This window comes from Mesorhizobium sp. M0815 (genome assembly GCF_040319995.1).
Lineage (GTDB): Bacteria > Pseudomonadota > Alphaproteobacteria > Rhizobiales > Rhizobiaceae > Mesorhizobium.
Genome location: NZ_JAMYOU010000019.1, coordinates 27159 through 42925 on the forward strand (window position 1 = coordinate 27159; position 15767 = coordinate 42925).

22 protein-coding genes are annotated in these 15767 nt (G+C 61.6%); 19 read left to right on the top strand and 3 right to left on the bottom strand.

Translation table 11 applies throughout. The annotated features are described in order from the left end of the window. Positions 1–61: 61 nt before the first annotated feature. Positions 62–2047, bottom strand: a complete 1986-nt coding sequence (locus NKI01_RS20665; protein ID WP_352964450.1) for an acyltransferase family protein — start codon at positions 2045–2047, stop codon at positions 62–64. A gap of 87 nt (positions 2048–2134) precedes the next feature. Between NKI01_RS20665 and NKI01_RS20670 the strand changes: the two genes are divergently transcribed. The 6 genes from NKI01_RS20670 (at position 2135) to NKI01_RS20695 (ending at position 4400) form a co-directional block, all read left to right on the top strand. Further along, on the top strand, positions 2135–2932 hold the full coding sequence (locus tag NKI01_RS20670) for an N-acetylmuramidase family protein (protein WP_352964453.1): 798 nt from the start codon (positions 2135–2137) through the stop codon (positions 2930–2932). Position 2933: 1 nt separating this feature from the next. Further along, positions 2934–3146, top strand: a complete 213-nt coding sequence (locus tag NKI01_RS20675; protein WP_352788666.1) for a hypothetical protein — start codon at positions 2934–2936, stop codon at positions 3144–3146. Beyond that, complete coding sequence (locus tag NKI01_RS20680; RefSeq protein ID WP_352964457.1) at positions 3143–3415, top strand: hypothetical protein; 273 nt, start codon at positions 3143–3145, stop codon at positions 3413–3415. Before NKI01_RS20675 ends, NKI01_RS20680 begins: the two co-directional genes overlap by 4 nt. After that, positions 3400–3603: a hypothetical protein gene (locus tag NKI01_RS20685; protein WP_023723036.1), complete on the top strand. Its 204-nt coding sequence runs from the start codon at positions 3400–3402 to the stop codon at positions 3601–3603. The genes NKI01_RS20680 and NKI01_RS20685 overlap by 16 nt, the downstream gene beginning before the upstream one ends. Next, positions 3603–3926: a hypothetical protein gene (locus NKI01_RS20690; protein WP_036245970.1), complete on the top strand. Its 324-nt coding sequence runs from the start codon at positions 3603–3605 to the stop codon at positions 3924–3926. The genes NKI01_RS20685 and NKI01_RS20690 overlap by 1 nt, the downstream gene beginning before the upstream one ends. A gap of 174 nt (positions 3927–4100) precedes the next feature. Then, the gene (locus NKI01_RS20695; RefSeq protein WP_352496037.1) at positions 4101–4400 is read left to right on the top strand and encodes a hypothetical protein; all 300 of its coding nucleotides are present in this window, start codon (positions 4101–4103) and stop codon (positions 4398–4400) included. A gap of 63 nt (positions 4401–4463) precedes the next feature. Here the strand turns inward: NKI01_RS20695 and NKI01_RS20700 are convergent, their stop codons facing one another. Beyond that, positions 4464–4739, bottom strand: a complete 276-nt coding sequence (locus NKI01_RS20700; RefSeq protein WP_023723033.1) for a hypothetical protein — start codon at positions 4737–4739, stop codon at positions 4464–4466. 170 nt (positions 4740–4909) lie between these two features. Between NKI01_RS20700 and NKI01_RS20705 the strand changes: the two genes are divergently transcribed. From NKI01_RS20705 to NKI01_RS20725, 5 genes are all read left to right on the top strand, one after another. After that, positions 4910–5206 (top strand): hypothetical protein, encoded by a 297-nt coding sequence (locus NKI01_RS20705; RefSeq protein WP_352481617.1) that lies wholly within the window; start codon positions 4910–4912, stop codon positions 5204–5206. A gap of 376 nt (positions 5207–5582) precedes the next feature. Then, on the top strand, positions 5583–5888 hold the full coding sequence (locus NKI01_RS20710) for a DUF1236 domain-containing protein (RefSeq protein WP_031195423.1): 306 nt from the start codon (positions 5583–5585) through the stop codon (positions 5886–5888). Positions 5889–5965: 77 nt separating this feature from the next. Beyond that, positions 5966–6223 carry a hypothetical protein gene (locus NKI01_RS20715; protein WP_352481616.1) on the top strand — a complete coding sequence of 86 codons (258 nt, stop codon included), beginning with the start codon at positions 5966–5968 and terminating at the stop codon, positions 6221–6223. Positions 6224–6306: 83 nt separating this feature from the next. Further along, positions 6307–6531 carry a DUF2934 domain-containing protein gene (locus NKI01_RS20720; protein ID WP_352481615.1) on the top strand — a complete coding sequence of 75 codons (225 nt, stop codon included), beginning with the start codon at positions 6307–6309 and terminating at the stop codon, positions 6529–6531. Between the two features lie 708 nt (positions 6532–7239). After that, the gene (locus tag NKI01_RS20725; RefSeq protein WP_352496038.1) at positions 7240–7941 is read left to right on the top strand and encodes a hypothetical protein; all 702 of its coding nucleotides are present in this window, start codon (positions 7240–7242) and stop codon (positions 7939–7941) included. A gap of 143 nt (positions 7942–8084) precedes the next feature. Here the strand turns inward: NKI01_RS20725 and NKI01_RS20730 are convergent, their stop codons facing one another. After that, positions 8085–8417, bottom strand: coding sequence for a hypothetical protein (locus NKI01_RS20730; RefSeq protein WP_023721299.1), 333 nt, complete (start codon positions 8415–8417; stop codon positions 8085–8087). A 274-nt stretch (positions 8418–8691) separates the two neighbouring features. Between NKI01_RS20730 and NKI01_RS20735 the strand changes: the two genes are divergently transcribed. The 8 genes from NKI01_RS20735 (at position 8692) to NKI01_RS20770 (ending at position 15760) form a co-directional block, all read left to right on the top strand. Beyond that, entirely contained in the window at positions 8692–8946 is a 255-nt protein-coding gene (locus NKI01_RS20735; protein ID WP_023721298.1) for a hypothetical protein, read from the top strand. Positions 8947–9113: 167 nt separating this feature from the next. Next, positions 9114–9839, top strand: a complete 726-nt coding sequence (locus NKI01_RS20740; RefSeq protein ID WP_023721297.1) for a GntR family transcriptional regulator — start codon at positions 9114–9116, stop codon at positions 9837–9839. 3 nt (positions 9840–9842) lie between these two features. Continuing rightward, positions 9843–10883: an ADP-ribosylglycohydrolase family protein gene (locus NKI01_RS20745; RefSeq protein WP_023721296.1), complete on the top strand. Its 1041-nt coding sequence runs from the start codon at positions 9843–9845 to the stop codon at positions 10881–10883. Next, positions 10880–11854, top strand: a complete 975-nt coding sequence (locus NKI01_RS20750; protein WP_352908813.1) for a PfkB family carbohydrate kinase — start codon at positions 10880–10882, stop codon at positions 11852–11854. Before NKI01_RS20745 ends, NKI01_RS20750 begins: the two co-directional genes overlap by 4 nt. Before the next feature lie 53 nt (positions 11855–11907). Further along, positions 11908–12969: an ABC transporter substrate-binding protein gene (locus NKI01_RS20755; protein WP_352481612.1), complete on the top strand. Its 1062-nt coding sequence runs from the start codon at positions 11908–11910 to the stop codon at positions 12967–12969. A gap of 66 nt (positions 12970–13035) precedes the next feature. Next, positions 13036–13905 carry an ABC transporter permease gene (locus NKI01_RS20760; RefSeq protein ID WP_352481611.1) on the top strand — a complete coding sequence of 290 codons (870 nt, stop codon included), beginning with the start codon at positions 13036–13038 and terminating at the stop codon, positions 13903–13905. Then, positions 13905–14693 carry an ABC transporter permease gene (locus tag NKI01_RS20765; RefSeq protein ID WP_031194613.1) on the top strand — a complete coding sequence of 263 codons (789 nt, stop codon included), beginning with the start codon at positions 13905–13907 and terminating at the stop codon, positions 14691–14693. The genes NKI01_RS20760 and NKI01_RS20765 overlap by 1 nt, the downstream gene beginning before the upstream one ends. Beyond that, a complete protein-coding gene (locus NKI01_RS20770; RefSeq protein ID WP_023721291.1) occupies positions 14693–15760 on the top strand; it encodes an ABC transporter ATP-binding protein in 1068 nt (355 codons plus the stop codon). The genes NKI01_RS20765 and NKI01_RS20770 overlap by 1 nt, the downstream gene beginning before the upstream one ends. The last annotated feature ends 7 nt before the right edge of the window (positions 15761–15767 follow it).

Here is a 15767-nt window from a genome sequence, read left to right on the forward strand (position 1 = left end):
CCAAGGCCCCGTGTTTACGATCGCGGGCCAGAACGCTCAAGCGGCCCTTGCTGTCAGTGGCCTAACTCCTCGGGGTAATCAATCCATGGCTGCTCAGGAAAGCTTCAAAAGGAGCCGTCAGAATCTCAGATCCCTCTTCAGTGAGATGACTGTCGTCGCGATAGACAACGCGGCCATTTCTAACAGGGGTACAGTCGCCAGTCGGCCCCCCACACAGGGCATCAAAGGGATCGAACACGAAAAAGCTGCTTCTGGTACGGCTGAGACCCAGCAAGTAATCGGTAACATCACGGCGCCTGGCTAACTGCTCATTCCGGTCCTCGACAATGCCTGTGTGGCATTCTGCCGACATCGCCCAATCAGGCCGGTACCATTGGCGGCTGCACAAACCCGTCGGCCCGACCTTGTTATATTTTGGGGCGGGCAAGACGTAGATTACCTTCAAACCGGCCTTGTCCGACTCCGACAGCAGTTCTTCGAGCTGATGCGAGAAAGCAGTCAGAGACCCGTCGAGCCTACGGGGTGAGTAATTGTTTCGGATGACCAGAATATTCCGGTCGTTCGAGGAGACGTGCTTCATTATCAGCTGTGGGTACTTGCAATAGTCCGGTTCTCCGACGATCGGCGGGGTGCGGCAACCCGTCTGGAAAACGTTGAGCACCGAGGCGAGGCCATCCCGGTAAATTTCTTCCGCCATCGGGAACATATCCGCGGCATGGCTGTCGCCGACGAAGATAAGTTTCGGCTTTCCGCTCAACTCGGCAGTGCATTTAGCGAGGTTCCGTTCGAAACCCTCATCCGATCCAATGCTGACGGCCGAACAATCAGTGAGTTTGCGCTTTGTGTATTTGCCGACATATCCGGGGACCACTCCGCGCCCGGTCTCGGCAGTTTTGTCTCCGGAGAATGAAGGGATGGAATAGCGTTGCCCAAGAAGGATCAAAAATGCCGTGGCCACCATCAGAGGCAGGCCAGCTGCCAACACGCCCCAGCGCCCTCCGATCCACAGAGTTCGCCGAAAGGGGTTCTCAATGAGGTGGTAGGAGGCGATCGACAGCAAGAGCATCGCGGCGATCTGCAGAGGCAGCGACCAGAGGTGAATGCCGACGGTCCAATGGCTTATGCAGATGACGGGCCAGTGCCAAAGGTACAAGGAATAGGAGATCTTCCCGACATAGGAGGCAACCCTGTTGGACAGAAGGCGATAAACCACCGTTCCGTGGCGGACGGAGCCAATCAACATCGCGGTCGATATGACGACTACGACCGTGCAAACTATCGGATAATCCTTGGCGAGAAACATCGCCGCCGCCGCTGCCAGAATCGGTATGGCCGCATTGATCGTCAGCGACCCGCCGCCTTTGCTGGTGGCCAGAGCGAGCAGACAGCCAATTCCCAGCTCCCAGAAACGGAACGGGATCAGAAAGTAGGCAGCGGGCTGATTTGCGTCGTAGGTGGCGATGAACATCAGCAACGAGGCGGCCGAGAGTATTGCCAGGGCAGCGGTGCGGGATTGCCATCGGATCAGGAACGGAAAGAAAAAATAGAACTGCTCTTCGACGCCAAGCGACCATGTATGATTGAAGGGGTTGAGCTGCGCGCTGGCTCCGAAATAATTAATGGCCTGGGTGAACAGGAAGAAGTTGGCGAACCCAAAAATGGATGCCATCCCGGTCAGCGTCGAAACCATCGCTTCAGGATTAAACAGGCGTACCGTTGCACTCGTGATGAGAACCATGGCCAGCAAGGCCGGGACGAGTCGTTTTATGCGTCTGGAATAGAATTGAAGCAGGTGCTGCCTCAACGACAAATGGCCGGTTCGCTCAAAAGACAGTGTAATCACGTATCCTGAAATAACAAAGAAGACGTCGACTCCCAAGTATCCACCCGGCAGCACGCCGCTATACAGATGATTTATGATTACGGAAATGACAGCGATTGCCCTGAGGCCGTCGATGTCCTTTCGGTATGCTTTACTATGCACGGAAGTGCTGGGTGCGAGCGCCCCTTCAGCTTTTTCAAACGTGCTAATCGAAGAGACGGCCATAACTCTCGTTCCCGGGGTAGTCGCCGGAAGCTTTAGAGGCCCGAGGGCCGTAATTCAACAGACCCCCTCCAACATTAGAGATTAATCATGGACCTTTCATTCAAGGGCGCCGCGAGGCGCCTCGATGACATAGACTTGCCGAAACTCGGCGCCCGGATCGGCGTCGGCGAGGACGAGATCCACGCGTTCCTCGATGTTGAAACCAGCGGGCACGGCTTCGACGCCGTTGGCCGGCCGGTCATCCTGTTCGAACCGCACGTCTTCTACCGCAACCTGTCGGGTGCCAAGCGGGCAAAAGCGGTAGCCGCCGGCCTCGCCTATCCGAAATGGGGCGAGAAGCCCTATCCAAGGGATAGCTACCCACGGCTCAGGGCAGCTTGTGCGATCGACGAAACCGCGGCGCTCAAATCCGCCTCATGGGGCTTGGGCCAGGTTCTCGGCGAGAATTTCAAAGCCGCCGGCTTTCCTACCGTGCAGGCGATGGTCGAGGCGATGATGGCGGACGAGGCGCTGCAGCTCGGCGCAGCGATCGATTTCATCGTCGAGAAGCGGCTCGACGACAATTTGCGCAATCACGACTGGGCGGGATTCGCCAAGGGCTACAACGGCTCCGGCTATCGCAAGAACTCCTACGACACCAGGCTTGCCGAGGCCTATCGCAAATGGTCGCGCATCAAGGACACGCCGTGGCCGTCTGCCGGTCCGGTGTCATCGGCGGTCGTCCCCGCAGCTCCGCCAGAGTCAGCAAAACCGATTGCCGTTCTACCGCCGGCCGCCGCGCCCTCTGCGCCTCCCGTGGCTGTCGCCAAGCCCGGCTTCTGGGCAGCGCTGATCGCCGCCGTCCTGAAACTATCAGCCATCCTCAAACTGTTTGGAAGGAAATGACATGTGGACCCGGATCAAGAGCTTTTTCTGCGACAGCGAGACAATATTCTGGGCGCGGTTTCAGGCGGCCATCGGCGTCATCGCGAGCATCGTCACCTATGTCGACCCGCAGGTTCTTTCGCCGATCATTCCGGGGGAATGGTTCCCCTGGTTTCTTGTGGTCAACGGCGTTTTGACCGAGTTCCTGCGCCGCCGCCGCGCGGAGGATTTATGATGGCCGCACTCCTCGCCATTCTCAGCGCCATCATCGGCAACAAGCTCGTCATGACGGTATTCGCCGCTGTGGCCGGCGGCATCGGCCTTTATGTTGCGGGCGGCATCAACCGGGCGAAGAAGGAGGCGGCCAAACAGGCCGAGGCAAAAGTCGCGGCCGGAGAAGATCGCCTCGAAATGAACCGCGAGGCCGCCGCAGAAGAGCGCAAGGCCGCCGGCATGACCGATGCGGCAGCACGAGCGGAGGCTGGGAAATGGGCAAAGCGCTGATCCTCTGCCTGGTGCTCGCCGGCTGCACGACAACCGCGCCGGCCGGCAATCCGCGCCAGGTCTGGTGCGACCACAACCAGCCGCGCCGGCCATCGGCGGCCATCGTCGCCGCCGTGACCCGGCCCGAGCTCGACGAGATGAACGCCTTCAACGGGCAGGGTGCCAGATGGTGTGGGTGGACGCCATGATGCATGAGCTGCTCGACGTTCTGGGCATCAAGGCGCCGGTGCTGGTCGCCGGCCTTTCCGGCGGTATTTTGCGGGCTTTGTCGCGTCATCGCTACAAGGTCCGCGAAATGGTGGCCTCGCCGATCTGCGGCGCGCTGGCGGCGGCCTATCTGACGCTGCCGGTCGTGCATTATTTCCGCGCCGCCGGACTGCCCATTCCTTCTCCGGACGACGACACCACGACGCTCGCCGCGGCTTTTCTAATCGGCGTATCGGCGATGTGGATCTCGGATATCGTCTTCGAGGTGATCGTGCGCCGGTTCGGGCCGGTGAAGGAGGAGTAAGCCGCCCAAGCCTGACAAAAGAGTGATGTTCATTTGAGCCCGCCGCGTCGAAAGGTGCGGCGGGCTTTTTGCATTTTCCCTGGCATTCTGTACGATCTTTCCTTCGCGACAGGGCGGCTCGATCCGACGCCTGCCAGACCAAGATGCGCGTTAGGCTTCACGGGAGATGGTGTCATGATTGCCAGAGTCCTGACACAAGCGGCAGTCCTGACAGCCGGGGCGCTTCTGTTTGCCGCGACGGCCTACGCCCGGCCGGACAGCCGCGCGATGACGTGCGAACAGACACAGCTACTGATCCAGAGGCATCGCTCGGTAGTGCTCACCACCGGACGGAACACCTACGACCGATACGTCCGCCGATTCGGCAATGAATGCGACTGGCCGCAGGTGCCGGGCGCCGCTTATATCAAGACGCGTGACGGTCAATGTCTGGTCTATCGCTGCCAGGAGCCGGTTTTCGACCTCCCGAATTGAAGGCAGGGGCTTTTTCATCCGGCCGCCGACGCGGACAGCGAGGGCAGTGCGAAAGGCGGTGGCTCATTCTTCGTCGAAAGGACCACCTTCGCGTGCGAGATCGCGTGAAATAACGCGTTCATCGGTATCGTCCGGCAAGGCCTCGTCGCTTTCCTGGTAAGCGTTATCGTCGTCCTCCTCCGGCAGTTCGCCGTCTTTCTCGACGTCGTAACGGATGTCGCCGTTTTGCGGCACGCCGTCTGGGAGAATTCTCCCGCTCCGGATGGCATCCCAGTCCTGTTGCTGGATGGTCGGGCTCTCCGTCTCGTCGTCGGTTCGTTCTTTCCTGCGCGGTTCCATCGCTGGTTCTCCATAATGTCGGCGGCCCTGAACTGGCTCAGTGGTTGAACTCATAAGTCTGGCGGCCGGTTCCCGGGCCACTGCGGTCCGGGCGCATTGCCGCACGACGGAACCAATCGCGCCTGCCTGGCTTCACAAGTCAGACGATCCTGGCGCGAAAGGAGCTCGACATGAGACCGCTCATTTTCTTGCCGTACATGCTAGGCGCGCTGGTGCTGGCGGTGCCGGCGTCCGCGCAGCCGGGCGAACAGTCGCAATTCGACCGCTGCAAGGTCGAGCCGCCGGACAAGAACAGCCAGCAGCAGCAGCCGGCCGGCAACAATTTGTCCGATATGCTCGAGCCATGCGGTGGGGTGCTGAACCCGCCGCCAACGGGCGATCAGGGCATGGCGGCGCCGCCGCCGGATGAGGGTAGGACCCCGGTGATCAAGCCCGGCGATGTGCCGCCACAGCCGCCCAAGCAGTAGCCGCTTCATTTGCTGCCACAGGGGCTGCCCATGGGGCTGCGACGGGCGGTAACGCCGCGCCGTTCGAGCCGGCAGGTTTGTTGCAGTCGCCTAGGAACATTAGCTTGTCCTAAATGTTGTTTTAGACGCAGCCGATATCACCCCCTCCGGTATCGCTGCTGATCGGGAAACCGATCGGCCCGCGTCTTGCGACGCGGGCCACCGCAGTTCATCCGCAGTCCATTCGCCGCACGCACGGGCACTTCACCGCTATTCGATTAGCCGCCACTTACGGAACAACAAGGTGGCCTGGGCGTTTGCCTAGAGGGTTCGCCGCTTCGACCGGAATGCCGCGTCGCAACCGTAAAGGCGAGGCCCGTAACAACAGGAGTAGACGATGAAAATCCACCTTGTTCCTGCTGCGGCGGGATTGGTGTTGCTCGCCGGCGTCGGCGTGGCCACCGCAGACCAGGTGATTGTCACACCCGAACAGCAGACGGTCATCCGCGAATACGTCCACAAGCACCCGTTGGCGTCGATCAATCTTCTGGGGGTGGAGCTCAATATCGGTTCCACGTTGCCCGATACGGTCGAGCTGCAACCGATCGATGTTCCCGACGTGCAATACAGATACGTCGTCGTCGACGGTCGCACCGTGCTCGTCGACCCCGGCACGCGCAGGATCGTGCACGTCATCGAGTGACCGGCGTTCCCAAACCGCGAACCGGATTTGGAAAGGTCACGGTCTTATGAAATCGAGTTCCATCCCGAGCGATCGGGATGGAGCTGCCGCTGTCGTCTCGGAATAAGGAAGGAGCCATTCCCATGCTGCCGCATGTCGAGCCGACCAACGTGGCCGCAGCCGTCGACAAACTGCTTGCTGAACGAGGCGATGGCCTGCTGTCGATGAAGGCGGCGATAGCGCTGTTGCGCGAACGCACCGGAACGGAGCGCTCGGACGCCGATCTTGAAGGGCTGATCATCAAGAAGGCGGCGCTCCTCGGCGTTGCTGTCCTGTGTGACAGAGAGGCTCAATAACGGTGCCTGCCGCTCAAGACGCGGGTCGAAATTTCGGCTAGAACAAAGTTGCTTACGCATGAACCGAGCCGACGGAGGCAACAGTGACGGACAGGCAGGAACGGATTCGCCAGCGGGCACACGCGATCTGGGAACAGGCAGGCAGGCCCGACGGGGCGCATCAGCAGCATTGGGATCAGGCTACCGCCGAGATCGACGCAGAAACCGCCGCGCAGGAGACAGCCAGCCGGCCGAAGCCGAAACCACGCCAGCCTAAGCCGGCCACCAAGGAGGGAGCCAAACCCAAGGCGCGACCACGCAAAGCGTGAACTCGAGCGGATTTGATTCCATCGCTGGATCTCGCGGTCCGGTCGGCCCATCGTAAGGCGGGACCAGTCCTAACCAGTCCCGCTGCCGCCCACCCTCGATGGTAAGCCTGATTGTCGTGGCTTACTACTTACCGCAATTGTTGTCGTTGACAGTCGGGGAAACCGTCCCGGCAGGCTTGTTGGACGCATCGGGTTGGGCACCTTGCGGGGTTGCAGGGCAGTTTTGATCCGCATTGGAGTTCATGGCACCCGTCGTGCGCATCGTGCTGCTGGTCGTGCCAGGGTCGATGCCATTCGGCTTGCGACGATGCTCTTCTCACTGCCAGGCGCATTGTTGTCCGAGCCGGCATTCTGGGCCATCGCCGCGGTCGCCAGACCGGCTGCAAGTATGGAGGCTGTCAGGATTTTCGTAAGCATGTTGATCTCCATCATTCGGTTGTCATCGCATGGCGACCGACCGTTGGGGCGACGTTCGTCTATCGCGGCGCCCATCAGTTGACGCTCGCATTGCTTCACCCGGCAGAGGACCTTCCCGAAGTAAAACTTTCGGAAAATTTCACTACAAACTTCACTCGGCTGTTGTGTGAACAGATACCATGAGGCCAGTAAGTTGATCGGCAAAGAAACCGATAATCTTCTTGCAAATTAGTAGGTATGCCACCGGCGATGTCGCGGGCTGTTCAGCGCAACTACAGCAAGGAGAGTGTTATGACCATCATAATCAAAACAATCACCGATGCGGTGGCGGGCAGCGCAGTTGTTTTCATGCTCTCGATGCCCGTGAATGCCGCGGACGGAATTGCCGTTGGTGTTGGCACTTCCATTGGCGGCAACGGCGGCATCAAAGCCGGCCTCGGCGCGACGGTTGGTGGCCGCCGGGGCATCAACGCTGGTGCCGGCGCAACGGTTGGGGGCAGCGGCGGCATCAAGGCCGGCCTCGGTGCGTCGCTGGGCGGCAGTCGCGGCATCAACGCCGGCGCCGGCGCAACGGTTGGCGGTTCCAGCGGCATTGCCGCGGGCGCCGGCGCGTCGGTCGGGGGCAGAAGCGGCATCAACGCCGGTGCCGGCGCCACGATCGGCGGTTCCGGTGGCATTGCCGCCGGCGCGGGGGTAGGTGTCGGCAGCGGCGTCAGGGCCGGCGCGGGGGTCGGGATCGGCAGCGGCATCAATGTCGGCGCCGGTGTCGGGATCGGCGGTGGTACCAATTCGAGCAATCCGTCCAACCCGGGCAGCCCGTCCAATCCCAACAATCCCAACAATCCCAGCAATCCCAACTTACCCCAGGTCGTCGCCGACATGTCGAGCGACAAGTTGGCCAGGATGAAGAGGCGCTGCGTCGACGTGCTCAGCAGCGAAGGCACTTATGACAGCGATTTGCGCCAGTTGTGCCTGCTGATCGCGCGCCGCTAGGGCGAATACATCGGAATGAAATGTCCGACCGGCCGAGAGGCCTTCGTCCACCAAACCTCCATCAGTCCAAAGCCCGCCATAATGGCGGGCTTTTTGCCGAGCACGTGGCGGCAGCATGACGGGGGCTCACAAGAGCACGCGCCTCAATGCGTTTGACGGCCAAAATCCGGCGAAACGGTTACCCCGCCCTCCAAGGCGTCCCGACCCAGCGCGGGACTGCTTTGCATCGGTTCGGGGCACGCGAACTCCGCCAGATCGGTTTCCGCGAAGCCGTCGAACTCGATAGCTGCGCCTTGGAGCTGGGCTGCTTGCATGACGAGCCATTCGATGTCTTCGCGCGCAACATTCTCGGCAAGGTTCTGCAGTCGCGCGGCTTCGGCGACAGCAGTCAGATTGATGGCAATCCCGGACCGCAATGTAGCTCGGACTCGGGAACTGACGTCTTCGTGCAGGCGAACCGAAAATCCGTAGCGCATGGAAAACCTTCCTTTCGGGAGCGGTTTGTCCCTCGTGTTCTACCATGCGCCCAGGGTCCGCGATTGGCAAGCGAAAATCATCAAAAATCGTGTTGTGCCAAGTAGTTAGCGTATTTTGTTGATTGCCCATTTGATGCTTGATCCGCTTCATCGGACTTCTGCACGGATCATGCATCTGGAGGTCTTGACGTACTCTGCCAATATACCTAACTCTACAAAGAATTAGGAACATACTAACTCAGCTAATTTTAGCCTGGTATGGCTGGAGGCCGAGATGTCCGAACTGGAACGCCCGGAACGATTGCAGATCATGCTGACCGTCGATGAACTGGCGGCATTGGAGAACTGGCGCTTCGACAAGCGCATGCCGAGCCGGTCGGCTGCGGTACGCGAACTTTTGAGGCGAGGCCTCACAGCCGATGGCTTCCTGACGGCGGCGCATGGGACCAAGTCGCGCGACTTCGGCATTCTGCCGCATTCTGCCGATGGTGACGGGGCAGCCGAGGGGTCTTCCAGCAGCGAACAGTGAATCTCCAGCGACCCCGTTCGCCCGCCGCACCTCGCATGGCCTTCACGGCCACTGGGTATCATCAAGCAGCTTGGTTTATCTGTGTGGCCCCTCCGCCGTCGGTTGACAGAGCTGGCGTTGCAGATACATTGCACAGGACTATACAGGTGCAATGAACAGGTATGCCTATGGTCCGCCGCGTGGTCCCATCGTCTCCCGGTACGGGCAAGCCCGAACAGATCGCCACGGTTCTCGAACATGAAATCCGCTCCGGTGTTCTGGGCTTCGGCGACCGGTTGCAAAGCGAGAACGAGCTCGTCCAGCGTTTCTCCGTCAGCCGCAACACCGTTCGCAAGGGCCTCGAGGAACTGTCCAGCCGCGGGCTGATCACCACCAAGGTCGGCATCGGCTCTTTCGTCACCTTCGATGGCAAGCCCGTCGATGACTCAATCGGTTGGTCGCGGGCGCTCGCCAACGCCGGCGCAAATGCCGAGACGCGGACGCTGCGGCTCGAGGTGATCGAGGATCCTGATCTTGCCGCACTGCTTGGTATAGAAAACCCGTTTTTCATCGCTGTCGATCGGGTGCGCACCAATGCCAGCGACGGCCACGCTATCTCCATTGAGCGCAGCCGCCTGCCATTGTCACCCGAACTGGAGGACGTGCCGTTACGCGGTCTGCGCGAAGGCTCGCTCCACCAGACGCTCCGCGGCGCCGGTCTCATTCCAGACCATGGCGAGGAATGGGTCGGCATCGAAATGCTCAACCCAGAGGACGCCGCAATCCTCGGCTGCCCGCAAGGCACGCCGTTCCTGCGCGGTTGCCGCTTGACCCGCGCCGCCGATGACCGGCCGATCGAATATGTGACCAGCCTGCTCAACCCGGCGCATTTTGCGCTGCATATGAGGTTCTGAGTGATGCCGGACGACACCGGGAACATAACCGATCGGGCCATGGGAGCGCTTGTGGGCGGGGCACTGGGAGATGCGCTGGGAATGCCGACGCAGCTTTTGTCGCCGGCGCGGATTGCCGAACTCTACGGTCATGTCGAGGACTTCATTGCTCCTTTCGCCGACCATCCGGTGTCGAAGGGACTCCCGGCCGGGACGATCACCGACGACACAGAACAGGCGCTTCTGCTTGGCCGTATCCTGGTCGAATCCGGTAACCGGTTCGACCATGCGCGGTGGGTCAACGCGCTGCTCGACTGGGAACGCGATGTCAAGGCGCGCGGCAGCTACGATCTGCTGGGACCATCAACCAAACGCGCCATCGACGCCATCAATAACGGTATGCCAGCCGAGGAAGCGGGACGCAGCGGCGACACAAATGGTGCAGCCATGCGCATCGCGCCAGTCGGCATCATGATGCCGCCAGAGCCGCTTGACGCACTGGTCGGCAAAGTGGCCGAAACTTGCAGGGCGACGCACAACACGTCAATCGCAATCGCTTCGGCCGCAGCGGTCGCTGCCGCCATCAGTCGCGGCATCGCTGGCGGTGACTGGCGCGCCGCTTCCGACAGAGCCATCGCCGGGGCGAGGCACGGGGCAACGCTCGGCTATTGGGTGACCGGCGGTGACATCGCCGCGCGCATTGGGTGGGCGCAGAAGCTCGTACGCGGCAAGGAGACGAGCGACGCGATCCGGCTGATCACCGATTTGGTCGGCACCGGCGTCGCCAGTCAGGAGTCTGTTCCGGCTGCATTCGCGGTGCTGGAAGTCGCCGGCGGCGATCCCTGGCAAGCGGCAGTCATCAGCGCCAATCTCGGTGGCGACACCGACACGATCGGCGCCATCGCGGCCGGCATGGCCGGTGCCTGCACCGGCTTTTCCCGATTGCCACAAAAACACATCGCCCGGATCAAAGGCCTAGACATTGGGCGGGTGCGCGCGCTCGCCGCCGACTTGGTCGCCCTGCGGACGGCGAAGAGCAGGTCCGGCAAGGATGCGGCAGCATGAGCGGGCGTCTCGTCCACATCGGCAGCGCGGTAGTCGACTATGTCTACCGCATCGATGCCTTGCCGGCACCGGGCACGGAGAAGACCGCATCGAGCTTTGCACAAGTCGCCGGCGGCGGCTTCAACATGATGGTCGCGGCCAGCCGCACCGGCATGAAGGTGGTGTTCGGCGGCCAGCTCGGCAGCGGACCCAATGGCGACTTCCTGCGCGCGGCCTTAGCCACGGAGGGGATCGAGACACTGACGCGGGCATCGCCGGTTCTGGACAGTGGCAATTGCGTCGCCATGATCTCGAGCGATGCCGAGCGCACCTTTGTCTCGTGGCCTGGTGCAGAGAGTTTGCTCAGCCTTGACATGATGGCGCTCATTTCGGTCGCACCGGGCGACTGGGTGTTCACCTCCGGCTATACGGTTAGCTATCCGGGAAGCCGAGAGGCGCTTGTCGACTGGATCGAGGTGCTGCCGGCGGAAATTCCTTTGGTCTTCGATCCGACGCCGATCATTTCAGACATTCCGCGCACCATTCTCGACCGGGTGCTGGCGCGCACGAGCTGGCTGAGCTGCAACGCCGCCGAAGCGGCTGAGATCGCCGGCACCGGCGATGTCGAGGCTATTGCTGCCCGGCTGCTGGCCAGCCACTGCCCCAACGCGGCAGGCGTGGTCGTCCGCGCTGGCGCAAAAGGCTGCTTCGTGCGGCTGGCCGACGGCACCGCCCAAGATGTGCCCGGGTTCAAGGTCGCGGCGGTAGACACCAACGGCGCCGGCGACACTCATATCGGCGCCTTCGTCAGCGCGCTCTCGCACGGCGTGTCGCCGTTCGAAGCGGCGCGTTACGCCAATGCGGCGGCGGCGCTCTCGGTCACCCGCCATGGCGGGTCGACGGCGCCGAACGACCAGGAGATCCAGCGATTCCTCAGCCATGACGATCGACCGACGACCGTGCATGGCCGGAAACAAGAGGCCCATTTCTGACAGCCTAATGGGATAACAAGCCCGCCAACCGGGCAACAATGAGAGGAACGAACATGCGCATGCCCAAACTGACTGCTTTTCTGACGGCAACCGCTGTCTTCGCTTCGGCGCTTACGCTGGCCGCCAGGGCCGACGAGGTGCACGTACTCAACTGGAAGGGCTATGGCGCCGACGAGCCCTGGGCCATAGCCGCCTTCGAAAAGGCAACCGGCAACAAGGTCGTCAACGACTTCTTCAATTCCGAACAGGAAATGCTGACCAAGCTCAGGACCAATCCCGGCCTTTACGATGTCGTCATGATCAATGCCGCCTTCAACGATCAGGCGATGGCGGAAAAGCTCATTCAGCCGATCGACACGTCCAAGCTGGCGAACTATGCCGACATCAGCAAGGACAAGGCCGGATCATCGATGCTTGTCCATGACGGCAAGGTCTATGGGGTGCCGTGGGTTTGGGGGCTGACGGCGCTCGCCATCAACGACAAGTCATTCGACAAGCCGCCGACCAGCATCGCCGAAATGTGGGATCCCGCCCACAAGGGCCGCGTTACCATCCGTGACGATGCCGTCGAGGCCGTGCAGTTCGGCGCCATCGCTACCGGCCAGAACATCAACGACGTCAAGGACATGGAGGCGGTCAAGGCGAAGCTGACCTCGCTGATGCCGCAGATCAAGACGTTCTGGAGCTCGGAGAACGACTGGAACCAGATGGTTGCCTCCAACCAGATCGACATCGGCACCTATTGGAGCGGCTCGGCCGACCGCGCCAAGACGCATTTCAAGCTGCCGGTCTCGCTGGTCATTCCCCAGGAGGGTGCCGTCGCCTGGCTTGACGCCTTTTCCATTCCGGTCGGTTCCAAGAACGTCGCCGGGGCGCAAGCCTTCATCAACTACATGATCGACCCAAAGTTCTATGTCGAATGGGTTACCAAGGTCGGCGCGCCGGTGTCGGCCAACACCAAGGCGGTCGAAGCGCTGCCAGAGGGTTCCTTCAACCGCAAGGTGATGGGCGACCCGGCAGTCGCCAAGCGCATCCAGTTCCAGGCGCCGATTACTGACGCGCAGCGCGAGACCTATCTGGCGCTCTGGCAGCAGCTCAAGGTCGACGTGAAGTAACAGCAGAAGCCGCGATCAGCCGACCATCAATGTCGGCTGATCCTTCCTATCCTGGGAGGAGATGTCATGGCAGTACAGATCGCAGCCGCGTCGCGCAGCGGGCTGAGATCGGCCTTGCCGCTGTTGGCGCCTGCCTATCTCTGGCTGACGGTTGCAATTTTCCTGCCGCTCTCGGCCATGGTCTTCTTCTCCTTCATGACCGATCTGCCGCTATCGGGAAAGCCGTGGGCATTCACGCTCGAAAACTATGCCGCCTTCTTTTCACAAAGCCTTTACCTGACATTGCTGGTGGCCTCGCTGCGCCTCGGCCTCGAGGTGACGCTGTGGTGCATCGTCATCGGTTATCCCGCCGCTTACGTGCTGGCCAAGGTGCTGAAAGGCCGCAGCCGCGAGGCGATTTTCCTGCTCGTCATCCTGCCGTTCTGGTCGAACGGGCTGGTGCGCATCTTCTCGTGGGCGATGGTGCTGCGTGAAGGGGGCATTCTCGACACAGCGCTCAACGCCGTGCTGCCGTTCAAGATCAACATTGATCTCATGTATTCCTATCCGGCCGTCATCATCGGGCTGGTGCACTCCTACGTGCCTTACATGGTGCTGACCTGCTATCTGACCCTGCAGGCCATCGATGACTCGCTGATCGAGGCTGGGCGCTCGCTCGGCGCCTCGCGGCTGCAGGTGCTGAAGCGGGTCATCATTCCGCTGTCGATGCCGGGGCTAGTGGCGGGCGCAGTACTCATCTTCGTGCCGGTCGTTGGCTCGTTCATGGAACCGCGCATCCTCGGCGGCCGCACCGGCACCTTCTACGGCACTGTCATCGAGGACCAGTTCGTTGCCGTGTTCAACTGGCCGCTGGGTGCCGCACTGTCCTTCATCCTGCTGGCTGTGGTGCTGGTCATCCTGGCGGTTACTTCGCCGGTGCTGCGGAGGGCCGCTTAGTGGCGACGACCCGAATCCTGGAATGGCTCGGCCGGGTCTACATTCTGATGCTGCTCGCCTTCCTGTACCTGCCCATCATCATCATGGCGCTGATGTCATTCAACGTCTCGCCCTTTTACCAACTGCCGTTCGAGTGGACGACGGAATGGTATGCCTCGCTCTGGCAGAACAATCAGCTGATCGCGGCCACGCGAAACAGCGTCGAGATCGCCGTCATCACTACCATCATCTGCACCGCGCTCGGCACCGCGGCGTCGCTAGGGCTCTATCGCTACGACTTCCGCGGTAAGAAATTCCTGCAGGCGCTGCTGTTTCCGCCGATCGCCATACCGTGGCTGATCACTGGCACGGCGATGCTGATTTTCTTTTTCGGCGTTGGCATCGGCCGCGGGCTGCATGCCATCCTGCTCGGCCACGTGGCGTTGGCGCTGCCCTATGTCATCGTCGTCGTCTCGGCCCGGCTGCAGACATTTGCGCCAGAGCTCGAAGAGGCGGCGCGCTCGCTCGGCGCCAATCAATGGCAGGTGACGAACCGCGTCACGCTGCCCTGGATCATGCCGGGCGTCATTGCCGGCGGGCTGTTCGCCTTCGCCGTGTCCTTCGACCAGTTCGTCGTCTCCTACTTTCTGTCGACGCCCGGCCAAACGACGCTGCCGGTCGAAATCTACGCGGCGATCCGCAAGGGTTTCACGCCCGAGATCAATGCTGTCTCGACGATCATCATTGTTGTGTCGATGGCGCTGATGCTGCTGACGGCGCGCTTCTTCAAATTCGGCGGAGAGAAATAATGGCGGGCGTGCAGGTATCGAATGTGTCGCGCAGTTTTGGCGCGCACAAGGCGCTGGACGATGTCTCGATCGATTTCGCCGACGGCGGCTTCTACGCCCTGCTCGGTCCCTCCGGCAGCGGCAAGACCACGCTGCTGCGCCAGATCGCAGGCTTCGACTTTCCCGACTCTGGTCGCATCTCCATAGGCGGCGAAAGTGTTGAGCGGGTGCCGGTGGAGAAGCGGCGCATCGGCATGGTGTTCCAGAACTACGCGCTCTTTCCCAATATGAGCGTCTCCGACAATGTCGCCTTCGGACTGTCGGTGCGCGGCGAGCCCAAGGCGGTGATTGCCAGCGAGGTGCAGCGCGCACTCGACCTCGTGCAACTCGGCACGCTCGGTGGTCGCCGGCCGCACCAGCTCTCCGGCGGCCAGCGCCAACGGGTGGCGCTCGCTCGCGCGATCGTCACCACGCCGCGCGTGCTTCTCCTCGACGAGCCGCTCGGCGCGCTCGACAAGGCGCTGCGCGTGGACATGCAAATCGAATTGAAGCGTATTCAGCGCGAGATCGGCATCACCACGATCTTCGTCACCCACGACCAGGAAGAAGCGCTGACGATGAGCGACCGCATCGGCATTCTGCGCGATGGCAAGCTGGTGCAGGAAGGCCCGCCCGAGGAGATCTACGATCGGCCGAAGAGTGAGTTTGCCGCCACCTTCCTGGGCGACGCGAACATCCTTCGCGGCAACGCCACTGGTACGGGCATCCGGCTGCCTGACGGAACGGGGATTGCCGCAAGCGCGGGGGTTACGCTTGTCGCCGGCATGAAGGCGAGCTGCGCCGTGCGGCCCGAACGAATCCGCATCGCCACCAATGCCGGCGTTCCGGACCGAGCCCATGCCAACATACTCACGGGGCGGGTCTCCAAGCGTATCTTCGCCGGCAACAACAGCACATATTTTGTCGATCGCGATGGCCAGACAATCAAGGTCATCGTGCAGAACACCGGCATCGAAAAGCTGGCGGAAGGACAACAGGTGGTGCTGCGCTGGTCGTCCGAGAGTACGGTGCTGATCGACGCGAGCTAGCAGATCC